Source organism: Streptomyces sp. PH9007 (assembly GCF_059813725.1).
In genome coordinates, this window is sequence record NZ_CM187440.1 from 3247699 (window position 1) to 3263429 (window position 15731).

Sequence of the window (15731 nt, forward strand, 5' to 3'; positions counted from 1 at the left end):
CACGGGAGAGGGATGCATGCGGAGTTGACCCGTGGTCCGCCGTGAGGACGTAGCGTGGTGGTATGGCAGGTGAGCACCTGGGTGACCGGCTTGCCCGGTTGCGGTGGATGGCCGATCTGACGCAGGAACGACTGGCCGAGCGGGCGGGCGTCTCCGTTGATGTGGTGCGGAAGCTGGAGCAGAGACGCAAGCACTCGGCCCGGCTGCCCACGCTGCACGCGCTGGCGCGTGGCCTGGGAGTCGAGTTGACCGCCCTGCTCGGTGACCCTCCCGGCGTACCGTCCACGGGAGAGGTGGATCCACCGCAACTGGTGGCGATCAGGCGGGCGATCCTGCCGCCGATGTTCGCCGTGCCGCCTGATCCGGGCGGTCCCGAACGGCTCTCCCTGCCCCTGGTGTTCGCCGAGATCACTCAGGCGTGGACGCTCTACCACGCCGCCGGGTTCGGTCGGCTGATGGACCTGCTGCCCGGTCTCATCGATGACGCGCGCTTCGTCGCCACCGTCGGGACGTCCGGCGAACGCGCGGCCGGACAGGCGGCGCTGGCCAAGGCGCTGCAACTCGGCGGTCATCTGGCCATCCGGCTGGGGAAGTCGGATCTGGCGATCTCCGCGCTGGAGCGAGCCATAAGGGCCGCCGAGGCGTCGTCCGACCCGCTGCTCGCGCCGATGATCTGCAACTCGGTCGCCTGGGCCTACCAGCGGCAGAACCGGCTCGATGACGCCGGCCGCCTGGCGGTGTGGGCGGCGGACACCGTGGAGCGCGAGGGCGCCCTCAGCGCCGAAAGCGTGCGCGTGCGCGGCAGCCTGCTGATGTCCGCCGCCACCAGTGCCGCGCGCGGCGGCGACTACGACCGGGCCCGGGACATGATGGGAACGTCCGAGCACTTGGCCGGTTCACTCACCGCGTTGCCGCCACCGGTCAACGGCAAGCTGGTGTCCGTCTTCAGCCGCTCCTCGGTCCGCATCGAGCGGGTACGCCTCGCCGTACAGCACGCACGTCCCGAGGAGGCCCTGACGCTGGCGCGTGGGCTGCGGCTGAGCCGGGACACCCCCGTTTCGTGGCGCACCTGGCTTCTCTTGGACGTCGCCCGTGCGCACGCGGACCTGGGAGACGCGGCCCGTGCGGTCAAGACGCTGGAGTCACTGCGCCGGGCCGCACCGGGGTGGATGCGGCACCACACCCTGGCTGTTGCCGTCGTCAGCGATCTGTGGGCCGGTCCTGTGCGTCCCCCCGGCTTGCGAAAGCTCGCCACAGAATTGGGAGTTGCCGGATAGCCGACGAAAGGTGGGACGTTCCGTCCCTGTCACCGCCCGTGCCCGAACTGTCACCGTGAAGTTATGGACAGTCAGAGCGAACAGCGACCGCCGGTGGGCGAACTGGTCCGCGACACCACCACCCAGCGGGTCGGCCGGGTGATGGATCACCAGGTGGGGTGGGTGTGGTTGCGGCGCCTAGAGGGTGGGGGCGGGAGTGGTGCGTGCTGCCCGAGGACGTGGAGGCGCTGTGAGGCGGCTGGTGGTGGCGGGGGCCGCCTGGGTGCTGGCGGAGCAGACCGGGGAGGGCGTGCCCCGGGGGATCTTCCGGACCGTGTGCCTGACCTGCGGCGCGGAGTCGGGGGCGGTGCGCGACGAGTCGGTGGGGGTGGAGCGCTGGGCGCTGACGCACACGGGTTCGGTGCCGGGGCACCGGGTGTTCCGGCTGGTGAGTGAGTGGTTTCTGCGGGTGGAGCCGGGGCCGGGCAACCCGCTGCGGGACCTGGAGCGGGAGGTGGGGGAGTGACGCGGGGTGATGCCGGGGTGTGCCGGGTCTGCCGGGGGCGGCTGGACGAGGACGGTGCCTTCGATCCGTACGCCGCTCATCCGACCGCCGGTGGCCTGCTGTTCCTCGGCGGGGTGGCCTGTGCCGTGGGCCTGGCCGGGCTCATCGGGCTGGTGCTGGGCCTGGCGGCGCCTCCGGGGTGAGGGTGGCCGCGTACCAGGCCGCCGTCGCCGTCCCCCGCTCACCGTTGCCGTCACACGTCGCGGCGCGCGGGTTCAGTGCGGCGCGGCGTCCGGGCCGTGGTGCGGCCCGCGCTCGGGCCCGGCCCCGCCCGCAGCCGGGGCCGAGGTGAGCAGCCAGTGGTAGAGGGTCATGGCGACGCTGGTGGCGAGGTTGTAGCTGGAGACCTCGGGCCGCATGGGCAGCGCGATGAGGTGCGTGGCGCGGGCGCGGGTCGCGGCGGACAGGCCGTGGCGTTCCGAGCCGAAGGCGAGCAGCGCGTCGGGCGGGATGGGGGTGGTGAGGGTACGGATGTCCGCGCCGTCCGGGTCGAGCGCGTAGAGCGGGCCGGGAGGCAGCTGAGCCGGGCCGTCGCGGTGGGCGACGGGGAGCGCGTAGTGCAGGCCGGCGGCGGCGCGGACGACGTTGGGATGCCAGGGGTCGGTGGTGCCGGTGGTGATGACGCCGGCGGCGCCGCTGCCGGCGGCGAGGCGGATGACGGCGCCGATGTTGCCCAGGTGGCGGGGGTTGTCGAGGACGACGGTGGGGGCGGTGCGCCCGCTGTCCGGCAGGTGCTGGTCGGGCCGCAGCGCGCGGGCGGCCACGCCGGTGGGGTGCGGGCGCGGGGTGAGGGCCGCCAGCTGCGGCGCGGGCACCTCGGTCAGCAGGGCGTCCAGCCGGTCGGTGAGGTCGGGCGCGAGCTGCCCGGCGAGGGTGAGGGCGGCGGCCTTGTCGGTGGTCAGCGCCTCGGTGATGTGCGCGCCGAAGCGCAGGGCGTGCTTCAGCGCGTGGAAGCCGTCCAGCAGGACCGTCCCACCCGGCAGGTCCGTCCCGCTCACGGTTTGTCCGCCCAGGCGGGGGCGTCGCGCGGGGCCTGCGGCGGGATCGGGAGCTGGGACGGTACGGGCCCGGGCGTGGCCCCGGCGGTTGCCGTTGCCCCGTCCGGTCGGGGACGGCGCAGCAGCCGGTCCCGTACCCGGCCGGTGCGCGAGCCCAGCCACAGCAGGAACGCGGTGGGCAGGAATACGGCGTCCATCGCGATCATCGCGAGGGAGAAGAACGGCAGCCCCATCAGTACCGCGATGCCGATGTGCTCGCCGATCATCAGGAACAGCAGGACGTTCTTCGCGCGCCGGTTCAGCAGCGCGAACAGGAACGCGATCTGCACGAAGACGGTGCCGTACGACAGCGCCATCACCACCAGGCCGCTGTTGCTGAGCAGGTCGGTCAGCATGGGCCACGGGGTGAAGTAGTCGAGCTGCATCGGGTAGTAGACGGCGGTGCCGTCCTGCCAGCGCGAGCCCTGGATCTTGTACCAGCCGGCCGTCGCGTAGATCAGGCAGACCTGGAACATGATGACGAGCAGGGTGGCGTTGTGGGTGAGGTTGCCGAGGATGTCGGCGACCGTGCGGGGCTCACCGGCCGGCGCGTACCGCTCCAGCAGCCACCAGCCGGCGTACACCAGCCACAGGCCGGTCAGGAACAGCGACCAGACGGGGCTGGTCAGGTTGCCGCTCACCAGGGAGGCCAGCAGGGCGGCGCCGCTCACCGACCACACGATGATGTCGGCGCGGTCGGTGCGGCCGGGCCGTGCGCGGCGGCGGGCGTCCAGCGACCACACCTGGGCGCAGCGGGTCAGCACCAGGTACATGGCCATGAGGTGGATGACGTTGTCGCCGCCGTCGCCCATGAAGATGGAGCGGTTCTGGAGGGACAGCACGCCGAGCATGAACAGCACGCTCATCAGGCGGGTGCGCCAGCCGAGCAGCATGCCGATGCTGGCGGCGATGGCCGCGTGGTAGACGAACTCGAACCACAGGGTGGAGTCGGACCACATCAGCACGGTGAAGGCGCCGTTGTCGGCGAGCAGGCGCTGCGCCATGTCCCAGCCCCACGGGCTGTCGGGGCCGTACAGCTCGGAGCGGTGGGGCCATTCGCGCAGCAGGAAGATCAGCCAGGTGGCGGCGAACCCGATCCGTACGATCGCCGTCTGGTACGGGCCCAGGGCGCGGCGGGTGATGTGGCCGATCCCCCGGCCGAGCGAGGCATCGAACTTCTTCCCGAGTCCGGCGAAGGGGGAGGGCGGGGGTGCGGAGGCGGGCGTGCCCGGGGTGCCCGGGGTGACCGGGGCGTTCGGCGTACCGGGGGTGCTGGGTGTGCTCACTGGGTGTTCCCCCCGCCGGGCAGGTCCTCGGCGCGGACCGTGCGCCACTCCAGCTCCTGGTAGCCGGTGGTGGTGTCGATGTTCTCCTCGCTCCAGGCGGGCGCCGGGATGCGGGTGGTGGCCGAGCGCAGCTGGATGCGCTCCACGGTGTCGAGGTCGTAGCCGAGGTTCTCGCTCAGCCGCAGCAGCGCGATGCGGGTGACGTACTGCTCGGACAGCTCACCGCGCAGGCCGCGCGGGGCGCCGTCCTCGTCGTGCGAGGAGACGTAGAAGTCCCAGGCCCGGCGCAGTTCGTTCTGGGCGGTGTGGCTGGGGAGGGGCTGGTGCCGGATGTGGGCGACGTCGATGGCCGTGAGGTCCATCCAGTCGGTGGTCTCGATGCTGCCGTCGGCGGGGTCGGTGAGTTCGGCGCGGACCTCGACGGCGACGTTGCGCTGGAGGGGGTTGGGCGCGAACAGCTTCCAGTTCTGTTCGAACTCCGGATAGATGTAGCCGCGGATGGCCGGTCCGTGATCCTTGGTGATCGTGTTGGACGGGGCCACGAAGAGGAACGCGGCGAACGCGTGCCAGGCGGCGAAGACCGCGAGGCCGCCGATGCCGAGCGCGACGGTCAGCCGGGCGGGCAGCGACAGACTGCCGAGCCGTACGGTCGCGGTGTCCCGCGGCGCCGTCCCACCCCGGGCGGGCCCTGTCTGATCGGTTTGATCGTTCTGATCGGTTGGCACCATGCTCCGCCGGCTCCCCCAGACTGCACATGCTTGACCCGAGCACGGTACTACCTGTCGTGCGCCGCCTTGACACGTTCGTGCCCTCCGTCCACCATCAGACCGAACGATCGGTCGGTGAGGATCGACGGGAGGACCGCTCCATGACGGACCCGCACACCCATGACCCGCACACCGCGCGACTGACGGAAGCGTTCGAGCGGACACTGGCCGCCGACGAACGGGTGGAGCCGCGCGACTGGATGCCCGACGCGTACCGCGCCACCCTGATCCGGCAGATCGCCCAGCACGCCCACTCCGAGATCATCGGCATGCAGCCCGAGGCGAACTGGATCACCCGCGCCCCCTCGCTGCGCCGCAAGGCGATCCTCATCGCCAAGGTGCAGGACGAGGCCGGGCACGGCCTCTACCTCTACGGCGCCGCCGAGACCCTCGGCGTGGCCCGCGCCGATCTCCTCGACGCGCTGCACGAGGGCCGCCAGCGCTACTCCTCGATCTTCAACTACCCCACCCTCACCTGGGCGGACGTCGGCGCGATCGGCTGGCTGGTGGACGGGGCGGCGATCACCAACCAGGTGCCGCTGTGCCGCTGCTCGTACGGCCCGTACGCGCGCGCCATGGTGCGCGTGTGCAAGGAGGAGTCCTTCCACCAGCGGCAGGGGTACGAACTGCTGCTGGCCCTGGCGCGCGGCACGGACGCGCAGCGCGCGATGGCCCAGGACGCGGTCGACCGCTGGTGGTGGCCGTCGCTGATGATGTTCGGGCCGCCGGACGCCGAGTCCCCGCACACGCGGCAGTCCATGGCCTGGAAGATCAAACGGCACTCCAACGACGAACTGCGCCGGCGCTTCGTGGACATCTGCGTCCCCCAGGCCGAGAGTCTCGGGCTGACCCTCCCCGACCCCGCGCTGCGCTGGAACGAGGAGAGCGGCCACTACGACCACGGGCCCATCGACTGGGCCGAGTTCAAGGCGGTGCTGCGCGGCGCCGGGCCCTGCAACGAGCAGCGCATCGAACAGCGGCGCCGGGCGCACGCCGAGGGCGCCTGGGTACGCGAGGCCGCCGCCGCCCACGCGGCCAAACAGCGCGAACGCCGCGCGCAGCAGGAGGTGGTGGCCGCATGAGCGCCGAGGACTGGCCGCTGTGGGAGGTGTTCGTCCGGGGCAGGCGCGGACTCGCGCACACGCACGCCGGAAGCCTGTACGCCCCGGACGCCGAACTGGCCCTGCGCAACGCCCGCGACCTGTTCACCCGGCGCGGCGAGGGGATTTCGCTGTGGGTGGTGCCGGCGGCGGCGATCACCGCCTCCTCCCCGGACGAACAGGACCCGTTCTTCGCCCCGGCCGCCGACAAGACGTACCGGCACCCGACCTTCTACACCATCCCGGACGGGGTGAAGCACCTGTGAAGCGGGAGGAGTTGCTCGGGCTCGGCGACGACGCGCTGATCCTCTCCCACCGGCTGGCCGAATGGGCGGGCCACGCCCCGGTGCTGGAGGAGGAGGTGGCGCTGGCCAACATCGCCCTCGACCTGCTGGGGCAGGCCCGGGTGCTGCTCTCCCTGGTCGGTGACGAGGACGAACTCGCCTACCGGCGCGACGAACGCGACTTCCGCAACGTCCAGCTCGTCGAGCGCCCCAACGGCGACTTCGCGCACACCATCGTCCGCCAGCTGTACTTCTCGGTGTGGCAGGAGCTGCGGTACGAACAGCTCGCCCCGGTGCTGCCGCTGGCGGCCAAGGCGGTGCGCGAGACCGCGTACCACCGCGACCACGCCGAACTGTGGACGGTGCGGCTCGGCGACGGTACGGCGGAGAGCCACGCGCGCACCCAGCGGGCGGTGGACGCGCTGTGGCCGTACACCGGTGAACTGTTCGACAGTAACGAGGAGTTGGCCGAGCCGTGGCGGGAGCGGGTGACCGCGACCCTGACCGCCGCGACCCTCACCCCGCCCGAGGGGCCGCCACCGCGCACCGCCTGGTCGGCGGGCGGCGGGCGGCACGGCATCCACACCGAGCCCTTCGGGCGGCTGCTCGCCGAGATGCAGCACCTGCACCGCAGCCACCCCGGGGCGGTGTGGTGAGCGGCGCGGAGCGGCCCGCGACGGCCGGCACGGCGCCCGGGGCGGTGAGCGAGCGCGAGCGCGAACTGTACGCGGTCGCCGGTGCCGTGCCCGACCCCGAGCTGCCCGTCCTCACCCTCGCCGAACTCGGCGTGCTGCGCGCCGTCCGGCTGCCCGCCCCAAACCGCGCCGAGGTGGAGCTGACCCCCACGTACACCGGCTGCCCGGCCGTGGAGACCATGGCCGCCGACATCGGCACGGCGCTGCGCGCGGCCGGGGTCACCGAGGTGGTGGTCCGTACCGTGCTGACCCCGCCGTGGTCCACCGCCGACATCACCGACAGCGGGCGCAGCAAGCTGCGCGCCGCCGGGATCGCCCCGCCCCGGGGCGGGGGCGGCGCCGGAGGGGGTACGCCGCTCACCCTGGCGATCCACTGCCCGCGCTGCGATGCCGTGGACACCCCGCTGATCAGCCGGTTCTCCGGCACCGCGTGCATGGAGCTGCGGCGCTGCGCCCAGTGCGCCGAGCCCTTCGACCACATGAAGGAGATCTGAGGTGGCGGCCTTTCACCCGCTGCGCATCGCCCGCCGCGAGCAGCTCACCGAGGACGCGGTGGCACTCACCCTCGCCGTACCCGAGCCGCTGGGAGACACCTTCCGCTACGTACCAGGACAGCACCTGACGATCCGTCACCGCGACGCGTCGGGCGCTGAACTGCGCCGCACGTACTCGGTCTCGGGCCCGGTGCCCCCCGCCGAAGGACCGGTGCGCGAACTGACCATCGGCATCCGGCACCTGCCCGGCGGAACCTTCTCCGCGCACGCCGTCAAGGACCTCGCGGTGGGCGACACCCTGCATGTCCTGCCCCCGGTGGGCGGGTTCACGCTGCGCGGGGCGGGCGAGGGGAGCGGCGGACACGCGGTCGCCATCACCGGCGGGTCCGGGATCACCCCGGTGCTGTCGATGGCCGCCACCGCCCTGTCCCGCGACCCCGGCGCCCGCTTCACGCTGCTGCGCAGCGAACGCACCGCCGCGGCCACGATGTTCCTCCAGGCGGCGGCCGAGCTGAAGGACCGCCACCCCGACCGGCTGCAACTCCTGTACACCCTCACCCGCGAGGAACGGCGCACCGGGCCCGCAACCGGCCGCCTGGACGCCGGCCGACTGCGGGCCCTGCTGCCCTCCCTGGTGCCGGTACGGGAGGTGACCGCCTGGTATCTGTGCGGCCCGCAGGGGCTGATCGAGGGGGCGCGTGCCGCGCTGGACGCGCTCGGGGTGGCCCGGACCCGGGTGCACACGGAGCTGTTCCACGCCGGTACGGAGCCCGCCGCACCGCCCCCGCCCCCGCCCGCCGTGGCCGGCGGGGCGCTGCTGACCGCCACCCTCAACGGCCGCCGCGACACCTGGCCGCCCCGCCCCGCCGAAACGGTGCTGGAGACGACGCTCCGCAACCGCCCCGACGCCCCGTACGCCTGCAAGGGCGGCGTGTGCGGCACCTGCCGCGCCCGGCTGCTCCACGGCGAGGTGCGGATGGCCCGCAACTACGCCCTGGAGGAGGAGGAACTGGCCGCCGGCTACATCCTCCCGTGCCAGTCGCACCCGGTCACCGGCTCGGTCGAGGTCGACTACGACGCGTAGCCGACCGCGTCCGCAGCCGCACCCGCGCCCGGACAAATCGGCTGCGCCCGTTCCGGCCGGCTGGCAGGATCCGGGACATGCCGTTCGCCGATGTGTCCCCCGGAGTCACCCTCGCCCACGAGACCTTCGGCGACCCCGCCGATCCGCCGGTGCTGCTGGTGATGGGGTACGCCGCCCAACTGATCGCCTGGGACGAGGACTTCTGCCGGGCGCTCGCCGACCGGGGCCACTACGTGATCCGGTACGACAACCGCGACAGCGGCCTGTCCACGATGTTCGACGCGCACCCCGTGGACGTGGGGCGGTTCATGGCCACCGTCGAGGCGGGGGACCTGGACGCCGCCCGCGCGATGGTCCCGTACCGGCTGCGGGACATGGCGGCGGACGGTCTGGGCCTGCTCACCGCGCTCGGCATCGAACGCGCCCACGTGGTCGGCACGTCGATGGGCGGCATGATCGCCCAGACGATGGCCATCGAGCACCCCGAGCGGGTGCTGACGCTGACCTCGATGATGTCCTCGACGGGCGAGAGCGCCTACGGACAGTCCACCCCCGAGGCCCTCGCCGCGCTCGCCCGGCCCGCGCTCGCCCGGCCCGCGCCGGCCGACCGCGCCGGGTACATCGCGGCGGCCGAGCGTGCCCTGGTGTGGTCCTCGCGGCGCTACCCGGACCCGGCCGGCCTGCGGGACCTGGCCGCCCGTGGCTACGACCGCGCGTACCGCCCCGAGGCGGCGGGGCGTCAGCTGGGCGCCATGGTGCTGAGCGGTTCCCGCGCGGACGCCCTGCGCACCCTGCGGGTGCCGACCCTGGTCATCCACGGTCTGGACGACACCCTCATCGACCCGAGCGGCGGGCGGCGCACCGCCGAACTGGTCCCCGGCGCCGAACTGCTGCTCGTCCCCGACATGGGGCACGACCGGCCGCGCGAACTGTGGCCGCTGATCGTCGGCGCCATCGCCGACCACACGCGACGGGCGGAGCAGCCGTGATGCGCGCGACGGAGCGGATGACGCTGCGGGCGTTCACCGAGAACGCGTCCGACGCGGCGCTGGTCCTCGCGCTCGACAGCGACCCCGCCGTGCTGCGCTACATCAACGGCGGCCGGCCCAGGACGCCGCAGGACGTACGGGAGCGGGTCCTGCCCCGGCTGGCCCGCCGCCACCCCTGCCTGGGCGGGCGGCCCGGCTTCTGGGCGGCCGAGGACCGCACGACGGGCGCCTTCCTCGGCTGGTTCGAGCTGCGGCCGGTGGACGAGGACAGCGCCGCCGTTCTCGAACTCGGCTACCGGCTGAACCGTTCCGCCTGGGGCCACGGGTACGCCACCGAGGGCGCCCGCGCCCTGCTCGCCGCAGCCTTCACCGACCTCGGGGCCCGGCGCGTCACCGCGAACACGATGGCGGTCAACGCCGCCTCGCGCCGGGTGCTGGAGAAGGCCGGACTGCGCTTCGTGCGCGGCTACTTCGGCGAGTGGCCGGAGGCCATCCCGGGCTCCGAGCACGGCGAGGTCGAGTACGCGCTGACGGCGGCGCAGGCCGCCGCTACGGGAGATCGCTGACGCCGCCCAGGTTGGCGGCCATCCGGCGCAGGACGTTGACGGCGGCGGCGTACTCGCCCGCCGGCACCCCCCGGTGGATCTGCTCGTGCGCCGCCGCCAGCAGCGCGCGCGCCCGCAGCCGGCCCGCCTCGCCGGCCCCGGTGAGGGTGAAACCCGGGGTCTCCGTCAGCCAGCCGCGCGCCACGAGATCGTCGAAGACCGGCCCGAACTCCGTGCCCGGATCGGCGAACGGCAGCAGCTTGCGCGCCAGCGGGCCGCGCTCCCAGCCGCCCGGGTCGCCCGCCACGTGGTTCAGCGTCCACCAGTGCGGCTGCGTCAGTCCCTCCGTGGACAGCTCGGCGCGGATCCGGCCCAGGACGGCCCGGCTCACCGCCGTGCTCCAGTAGCCGATGGGCTGGGCCGCCAGTTCTTCGGTGGGGTATTCCCTCAGGTCGCTCATGCAGCCGACGCTAGAACCTCAACCTCACCTGAGGTCAACTCCCGTCCAGCACCCGCTGGACCGGATCTCGCGCCCCACGGGTGAACGGACGCGAACCGGAAGACACAGGGGGACCCATGAGTCTCGCGATCGAGACGACAGGGCTGGTGAAGACCTTCGGCGCGCAGCGCGCCGTCGACGGGGTGGACCTGGCCGTGCCGGCCGGCACCGTGTACGGGGTGCTGGGACCCAACGGGGCCGGCAAGACCACCACCGTACGCATGCTGGCCACGCTGCTGCGCCCGGACGCCGGGCGGGCGCTGGTCTTCGGGCACGACGTCGTGCGGGAGGCCGACGCCGTACGGGACCGGGTGAGTCTCACGGGTCAGTACGCCTCCGTGGACGAGGACCTGACCGGCACCGAGAACCTGGTGCTGCTGTGCCGGCTGCTGGGCCACGGCAAACCGGCGGCCCGGGACCGGGCGGCCCAGCTGCTCGGCGTCTTCGGGCTGACGGCCGCGGCCGGCCGGCAGGTGAAGAACTACTCCGGCGGGATGCGCCGCCGCCTGGACATCGCGGCCAGCATCGTCAACACACCGGAGCTGCTGTTCCTGGACGAGCCGACCACCGGCCTGGACCCGCGCAGCCGCAACCAGGTGTGGGACATCGTGCGCGCCGTCGTCGCGCAGGGCACCACGGTGGTGCTCACCACCCAGTACCTGGAGGAGGCCGACCGGCTGGCCGACCGGATCGCCGTCATCGACACGGGCCGGGTGATCGCCGAGGGCACCCCCGGGGAGCTGAAGGCGTCGGTTGGCGCCGGCACTGTCCTGGTCCGGCTGCGCGACGCCGGGCAGCGCGAGCGGGCCCGGCAGGTGCTGGCGGTGGCGCTGGGCACCGAGGTCCGGCCGGGCGCCGACCCGGTGGCGCTCACCGCGCGGGTACCGGCCGGGGGCACCGCCGGGCCGGCCGCGCGGGCGCTGGCCGAACTCGGCGCTGAGGGCATCACGGTCGACGAGTTCTCGCTGGGCCAGCCCAGTCTCGACGAGGTCTTCCTCGCCCTGACCGGCACGGACCCCGGCACCGGACGGACCACGGCACACAAGGAGGCATCCGCCGCATGAGCACCAGCGTGGACACCACGACCGGCACCCCCGCCGACGGCGGGCCCGGCGCCTCCCCCGACACCGGTGTGGCGGACCTCGGAGCGCTCGGGACCGTCCTGGCCCCGGCGGACCGGCCACCGCGCCCCAGCGCGCTGTCCGCCTCGCTCACCTTCGGCTGGCGCGGCATGCTCAAGATCAAGCACGTCCCCGAACAGCTCTTCGACGTCACCGCGTTCCCGGTGATGATGACGCTGATGTTCACGTACCTCTTCGGCGGGGCGCTGGCCGGCTCGACGGGCGAGTACCTGGACTTCCTGCTCCCCGGGATCATGGTCATGAGCGTGACGATGACCACCATGTACACCGGGATGTCCGTCAAGACCGACATCGACAAAGGCGTCTTCGACCGGTTCCGTACCCTGCCCATCTGGCGGCCGTCGGTCATGGTCGGCTATCTGCTGGGCGACGCCTTCCGGTACACCGTCGCCAGCGCCGTCATCCTCACGGTCGGCCTAGTGCTCGGGTACCGGCCGGGCGGCGGGGCCGTCGGGGCGCTGGCCGGAATGGGCCTGCTGGTGCTGTTCTCCTTCTCCTTCTCCTGGCTGTGGACCTATCTGGCGATGCTGCTGCGCTCGGAGAAGTCGGTCATGGGGGTGTCGATGATGCTGATCTTCCCGCTGTCCTTCCTCAGCAATATCCTGGTCGACCCCGGCACCATGCCCGGCTGGCTCCAGGGCTTCGTCGACGTCAACCCGGTGGCCAGGGTCGTGGCGGCGGTGCGCGGGCTGATGGACGGCGCTCCGGTGGCCGGCGACGTCGGCTGGGTCCTGATCGCGTCGGCGCTGCTGACCGCCGTCTTCGGGACGCTGACGATGCGGGCCTACAACCGGAAGTGAGCCGGAGCCGTTCCGGGGTCGGGGCGGTCGTGCGGGCGGTAGACGCAGTGGGTGCCGGTGGACACGGTGGCGCGCAGATGGGCGGCGAGCGCCGGATGGCGCGCGTCGAGTTTGCGCAGGGTGTCGCGGATCCGGGCGGTGACCGTCTTGCGGGCCCGTTCGGCCGCGTCGCCCAGACGCCGGGGGCGGCCCGCGAGACCGGCGGCGGCCCGCAGTTCGGCCAGCAGCGCCGCCCGTTCCGCGTCGAGTGCGGCGGCCCGGTCGTCCTTCCCCAGGGCGGCGGCCCGGTCGATCTCCTCGTCCAGGGCGGCCAGATGCCGCCGGTACCGGGCCCGCGCCTCCTCGTCCAGGACCGGGTCGGAGCCGGGCGCGGGCGCGGCGCCGGCCCCGTCACCGCCGAGCAGCCGTACGGCGGGGATGTCGGTGCCGGGCTGGGCGATCAGCTGCCGCAGGTCGCGCAGCCCCTTGGCGTCGGGGACGTGGACGGTGACCCCGTCGTAGGTGAGCGTCCACACGCCGTCCGTCAGCCGGAACTCGTTGCCGGCCGGTTCCGCCGCTGCCGCCTGCTCCGTCCGGGCCGCCTGCTCCGTCCGGGCCGCAGCCGTCCCCGCGCCGGCCGCCGGCGGGGTCCTGCCACCGGCCAGCCGCGCCATCCCCAGCGCGGCGGCCTCCGTCCGTACCGACTCTCCCAGCGTGGCGGCCCGTTCCGCGTCCCCGGCCGCGCCGCGCGCCGCCAGCGCCGCCGCCAGCCGCGACCCGGCCTCCACCACCCACGGGCGCGCCCCCATCCGCTCCGCCGAGGCGACCGCCGCCTCGAAGGCGGCCACCGCCGCGTCGGCGTTCCCGAGCGCCGACTCCGCGACACCGCGCCACAGCACCAGCGGCCCGCCGATGTCGAACCCGTACAGCGAGACCGCCCACTCCCGCGCGAACGGGGCCAGCGCGTCCCGGGCCCGGGACGCCAGCTCCCGGTCCCCGGTGACGGCGGCGGCCATCGCCTGGAACCGCAGCCACAGTGCCAGCACATCACCCGCGTACCGCGCCCCGTCCTTGCCGGTGCGGGCCAGCGCGCGCAGCACCGCCTCCCGGTCGCCGCGCTGTGCCGCCGCGATGCCCGCCAGCAGTTCGCCGCACGGGTGGTCCTCCGGGTCGAGCCGCCCGGTCAGGGCCTCCAGCGCGGCGACGTCCCCGCGCAGCATGCCGAGTGCCCAGCCCAGATGGATCTCCGTGAACGCCAGTTGCCCCGCGTACATCTCGGTGTCCGCGTCCAGCGCGCGCAGTTCCCGCAACCGGCGCTCGGCCAGGGCGAAGTCGCCGCGCAGCGCGGCGGTGATGGACTCGTCGACGAGGACCGACACCAGGAACCGGGGCGAGCCGTGCCGGGTGGCGACGGCGGTGAACTCGCGCAGCGCCTCCGCGAAGCGCGGGTCGCCCAGCTCCACCAGGGTGACCCAGCGCAGGGCCATGCCGAAGTGCTCGGCCTCCAGGTCGTCGCCGCGCCGGGCGAGGGCGATGATCTCCCGGGTGAGCACCTCGCGTTCATCGGCGTGCCCCGGCGACCAGATGGTGCTGTGCCGCGCCCACAGGCTGAAGGCGAGCGCCTCGTCGTCGCCGCCCCGGCGGGCGTGCACCGCCGCGCGCAGCGCCACCTTGCGGGCCAGCCCCTCAAGACCCGACCAGCCCTCCACGGCGCCGGCCTCGGCCGCCCGGCCCACCGAGTCCAGCGCCCGGGTGGCGGCCAGCAGCAACTCGGTCCGGAACACCTGTTCCCCCTCGCCCTCGGTCTGGAACAGGGACAGCGCCACCCGCGCCAGCAGCCCGGGGTCGGCCAGCGCGAGGGAGATGTCCGCGGTGTCGCGCAGGATCTCCCAGCCGCGTGCCGAGGCGCCGGTGCGCTGGAGGGCGGCGGCGTAGCTCAGCCCGGTCAGCACCTGGTGACGGGTGTCGCCGGCGGCGCCCGCCACCTCGTACGCGTGCCGGCGGTGGCGGACGGCCTCCTCGTGGGCCAGCCGGTGGGTGGCCTCGCTCGCGGCGGCCGTCAGGATCTCCACCCGGCGGGCCACGGGGAGCGCGTCGCCCGCCGGCAGCGCGTGCCCCGCCAGTTCGGCGGCGGACGCCCGGCCGGCGCCCTCCAGCGCGCGGACGGCGGCGGCGTGCCGTTCCCGCGACCGCTCGGGCGGCAGCGCCTCGTACAGCACCTCGCGGACCAGATCGTGCGCGAACGCGTACCGCCCCGGCTCCTCCCCGGCGGTGACCAGCCGGGCGGTGAGCGCCTGCCGGAGCAGTTCCTCCGCCTCGGCGACGGCCATCCCGGCGGTGGCCGCCAGCAGCGGTGCGGCGAATTCCCGTCCCAGCACGGCGGCGTCGGTGAGCAGCGCCCCGACCGGCGCGGGCAGCAGCCCCAGGCGCCGGTGCAGAGCGTCGCGCACGCCGGGCGGAACGGAGCCGAGCGCGGCGGTCTGCTCGATGAAGAACGGGTTGCCGCCGGTGCGCCGGTGCGTCTCGTCGATCAGCTCCGGGCTCGGTTCGCGGCCGGTGGTCCGGGCGAGCAGCGCGCCGGTGGCGGCGCGGCCGAGGCCGGGGAGCACGAGCGTGGTGGCCCCGGCGGGCGGGGGGTGCCGGGTCTCCGAGTCGCGGTAGGCGCCGACGAGCAGCACACGTTCGAACCAGGTGTGGCGGGCGGCGAACTCCAGCAGCCGCAGGGAGGCGCCGTCCGCCCAGTGCAGATCGTCCAGGACCACCAGGACCGGACGTTCCTGGGCGGCGGTCACCAGCGCGGTGGTCACGGCGTCGTGGAGGGCGAACTCGTCCGCGCCCTCGTCGGCCCGGCCCTCGCCGAGCAGCGCGGCCAGCGGGCCCTCCCGGCCGGCCCTCCCGCCGTCCGGCGGTCCTGCGGGCCCGGCGAGCGCGCCGGGGACCTCGCGCCGCAGCGCCCGCAGGACCTGCACCCAGGGCCAGTAGCCGGGGGTGTGGGCGGAGTCCCAGCAGGAGCCGCCGAGCACCAGCGCGCCCTCGCGGCGCGCCTCCTCGGCCGTGCGCCGTACCAGGGTCGTCTTCCCGATCCCGGCCTCACCCGTCACCAGGATCAGCCCGCCGTGGCTCCCGGCGGACCGGCGTACGGCGGAGCGGAGAACCTCGGCGGGGTGGTCGCGTCCGATGAGTACGGGATCAGTGGTCATGGTGCGCCC

The 15731-nt window shown here is 74.1% G+C and carries 17 protein-coding genes; 12 read left to right on the top strand and 5 right to left on the bottom strand.

Annotated features, from left to right (window positions below; genetic code table 11):
- Nucleotides 1-62 precede the first annotated feature (62 nt).
- The 3 genes from ACTFAP_RS14800 to ACTFAP_RS14810 all read left to right on the top strand — a co-directional run bounded on the left by ACTFAP_RS14800 (nt 63) and on the right by ACTFAP_RS14810 (nt 1964).
- Nucleotides 63-1277 carry a helix-turn-helix domain-containing protein gene (locus ACTFAP_RS14800; protein ID WP_500466545.1) on the top strand — a complete coding sequence of 405 codons (1215 nt, stop codon included), beginning with the start codon at nt 63-65 and terminating at the stop codon, nt 1275-1277.
- Between the two features lie 229 nt (nt 1278-1506).
- The gene (locus tag ACTFAP_RS14805; protein ID WP_500466546.1) at nt 1507-1782 is read left to right on the top strand and encodes a DUF7848 domain-containing protein; all 276 of its coding nucleotides are present in this window, start codon (nt 1507-1509) and stop codon (nt 1780-1782) included.
- Nucleotides 1779-1964 carry a hypothetical protein gene (locus ACTFAP_RS14810; protein WP_500466547.1) on the top strand — a complete coding sequence of 62 codons (186 nt, stop codon included), beginning with the start codon at nt 1779-1781 and terminating at the stop codon, nt 1962-1964. The genes ACTFAP_RS14805 and ACTFAP_RS14810 overlap by 4 nt, the downstream gene beginning before the upstream one ends.
- Nucleotides 1965-2036: 72 nt before the next feature.
- Here the strand turns inward: ACTFAP_RS14810 and ACTFAP_RS14815 are convergent, their stop codons facing one another.
- From ACTFAP_RS14815 to ACTFAP_RS14825, 3 genes are read right to left on the bottom strand one after another with little or no spacing between them, the layout of a single operon-like run.
- Nucleotides 2037-2819, bottom strand: coding sequence for a TrmH family RNA methyltransferase (locus ACTFAP_RS14815; protein WP_500466548.1), 783 nt, complete (start codon nt 2817-2819; stop codon nt 2037-2039).
- Nucleotides 2816-4144 (bottom strand): HTTM domain-containing protein, encoded by a 1329-nt coding sequence (locus tag ACTFAP_RS14820; RefSeq protein WP_500466549.1) that lies wholly within the window; start codon nt 4142-4144, stop codon nt 2816-2818. The genes ACTFAP_RS14815 and ACTFAP_RS14820 overlap by 4 nt, the downstream gene beginning before the upstream one ends.
- Nucleotides 4141-4872, bottom strand: a complete 732-nt coding sequence (locus ACTFAP_RS14825) for a DUF5819 family protein (protein WP_500466550.1) — start codon at nt 4870-4872, stop codon at nt 4141-4143. The genes ACTFAP_RS14820 and ACTFAP_RS14825 overlap by 4 nt, the downstream gene beginning before the upstream one ends.
- Before the next feature lie 140 nt (nt 4873-5012).
- Between ACTFAP_RS14825 and paaA the strand changes: the two genes are divergently transcribed.
- From paaA to ACTFAP_RS14860, 7 genes are all read left to right on the top strand, one after another.
- Complete coding sequence (gene paaA, locus ACTFAP_RS14830) at nt 5013-5993, top strand: 1,2-phenylacetyl-CoA epoxidase subunit PaaA (protein ID WP_400012054.1); 981 nt, start codon at nt 5013-5015, stop codon at nt 5991-5993.
- Nucleotides 5990-6277 carry a 1,2-phenylacetyl-CoA epoxidase subunit PaaB gene (gene paaB, locus ACTFAP_RS14835; RefSeq protein WP_030732874.1) on the top strand — a complete coding sequence of 96 codons (288 nt, stop codon included), beginning with the start codon at nt 5990-5992 and terminating at the stop codon, nt 6275-6277. The genes paaA and paaB overlap by 4 nt, the downstream gene beginning before the upstream one ends.
- Nucleotides 6274-6951: a 1,2-phenylacetyl-CoA epoxidase subunit PaaC gene (gene paaC / locus ACTFAP_RS14840; RefSeq protein WP_500466551.1), complete on the top strand. Its 678-nt coding sequence runs from the start codon at nt 6274-6276 to the stop codon at nt 6949-6951. The genes paaB and paaC overlap by 4 nt, the downstream gene beginning before the upstream one ends.
- On the top strand, nt 6948-7484 hold the full coding sequence (gene paaD / locus ACTFAP_RS14845; protein WP_500466552.1) for a 1,2-phenylacetyl-CoA epoxidase subunit PaaD: 537 nt from the start codon (nt 6948-6950) through the stop codon (nt 7482-7484). Before paaC ends, paaD begins: the two co-directional genes overlap by 4 nt.
- Before the next feature lies 1 nt (nt 7485).
- On the top strand, nt 7486-8568 hold the full coding sequence (locus ACTFAP_RS14850; protein WP_500466553.1) for a 2Fe-2S iron-sulfur cluster-binding protein: 1083 nt from the start codon (nt 7486-7488) through the stop codon (nt 8566-8568).
- A gap of 77 nt (nt 8569-8645) precedes the next feature.
- Entirely contained in the window at nt 8646-9557 is a 912-nt protein-coding gene (locus tag ACTFAP_RS14855) for an alpha/beta fold hydrolase (RefSeq protein WP_500466554.1), read from the top strand.
- Nucleotides 9557-10123, top strand: coding sequence for a GNAT family N-acetyltransferase (locus ACTFAP_RS14860; protein WP_400012128.1), 567 nt, complete (start codon nt 9557-9559; stop codon nt 10121-10123). The genes ACTFAP_RS14855 and ACTFAP_RS14860 overlap by 1 nt, the downstream gene beginning before the upstream one ends.
- Here the strand turns inward: ACTFAP_RS14860 and ACTFAP_RS14865 are convergent.
- Nucleotides 10107-10562, bottom strand: coding sequence for a winged helix DNA-binding protein (locus tag ACTFAP_RS14865; RefSeq protein WP_500466555.1), 456 nt, complete (start codon nt 10560-10562; stop codon nt 10107-10109). The genes ACTFAP_RS14860 and ACTFAP_RS14865 overlap by 17 nt on opposite strands.
- Nucleotides 10563-10678: 116 nt before the next feature.
- Between ACTFAP_RS14865 and ACTFAP_RS14870 the strand changes: the two genes are divergently transcribed.
- Entirely contained in the window at nt 10679-11665 is a 987-nt protein-coding gene (locus tag ACTFAP_RS14870) for an ATP-binding cassette domain-containing protein (RefSeq protein WP_500466556.1), read from the top strand.
- Complete coding sequence (locus tag ACTFAP_RS14875) at nt 11662-12543, top strand: ABC transporter permease (RefSeq protein ID WP_390115849.1); 882 nt, start codon at nt 11662-11664, stop codon at nt 12541-12543. The genes ACTFAP_RS14870 and ACTFAP_RS14875 overlap by 4 nt, the downstream gene beginning before the upstream one ends.
- Here the strand turns inward: ACTFAP_RS14875 and ACTFAP_RS14880 are convergent.
- Nucleotides 12528-15722: an ATP-binding protein gene (locus ACTFAP_RS14880; protein ID WP_500466557.1), complete on the bottom strand. Its 3195-nt coding sequence runs from the start codon at nt 15720-15722 to the stop codon at nt 12528-12530. The genes ACTFAP_RS14875 and ACTFAP_RS14880 overlap by 16 nt on opposite strands.
- Nucleotides 15723-15731: the final 9 nt, after the last annotated feature.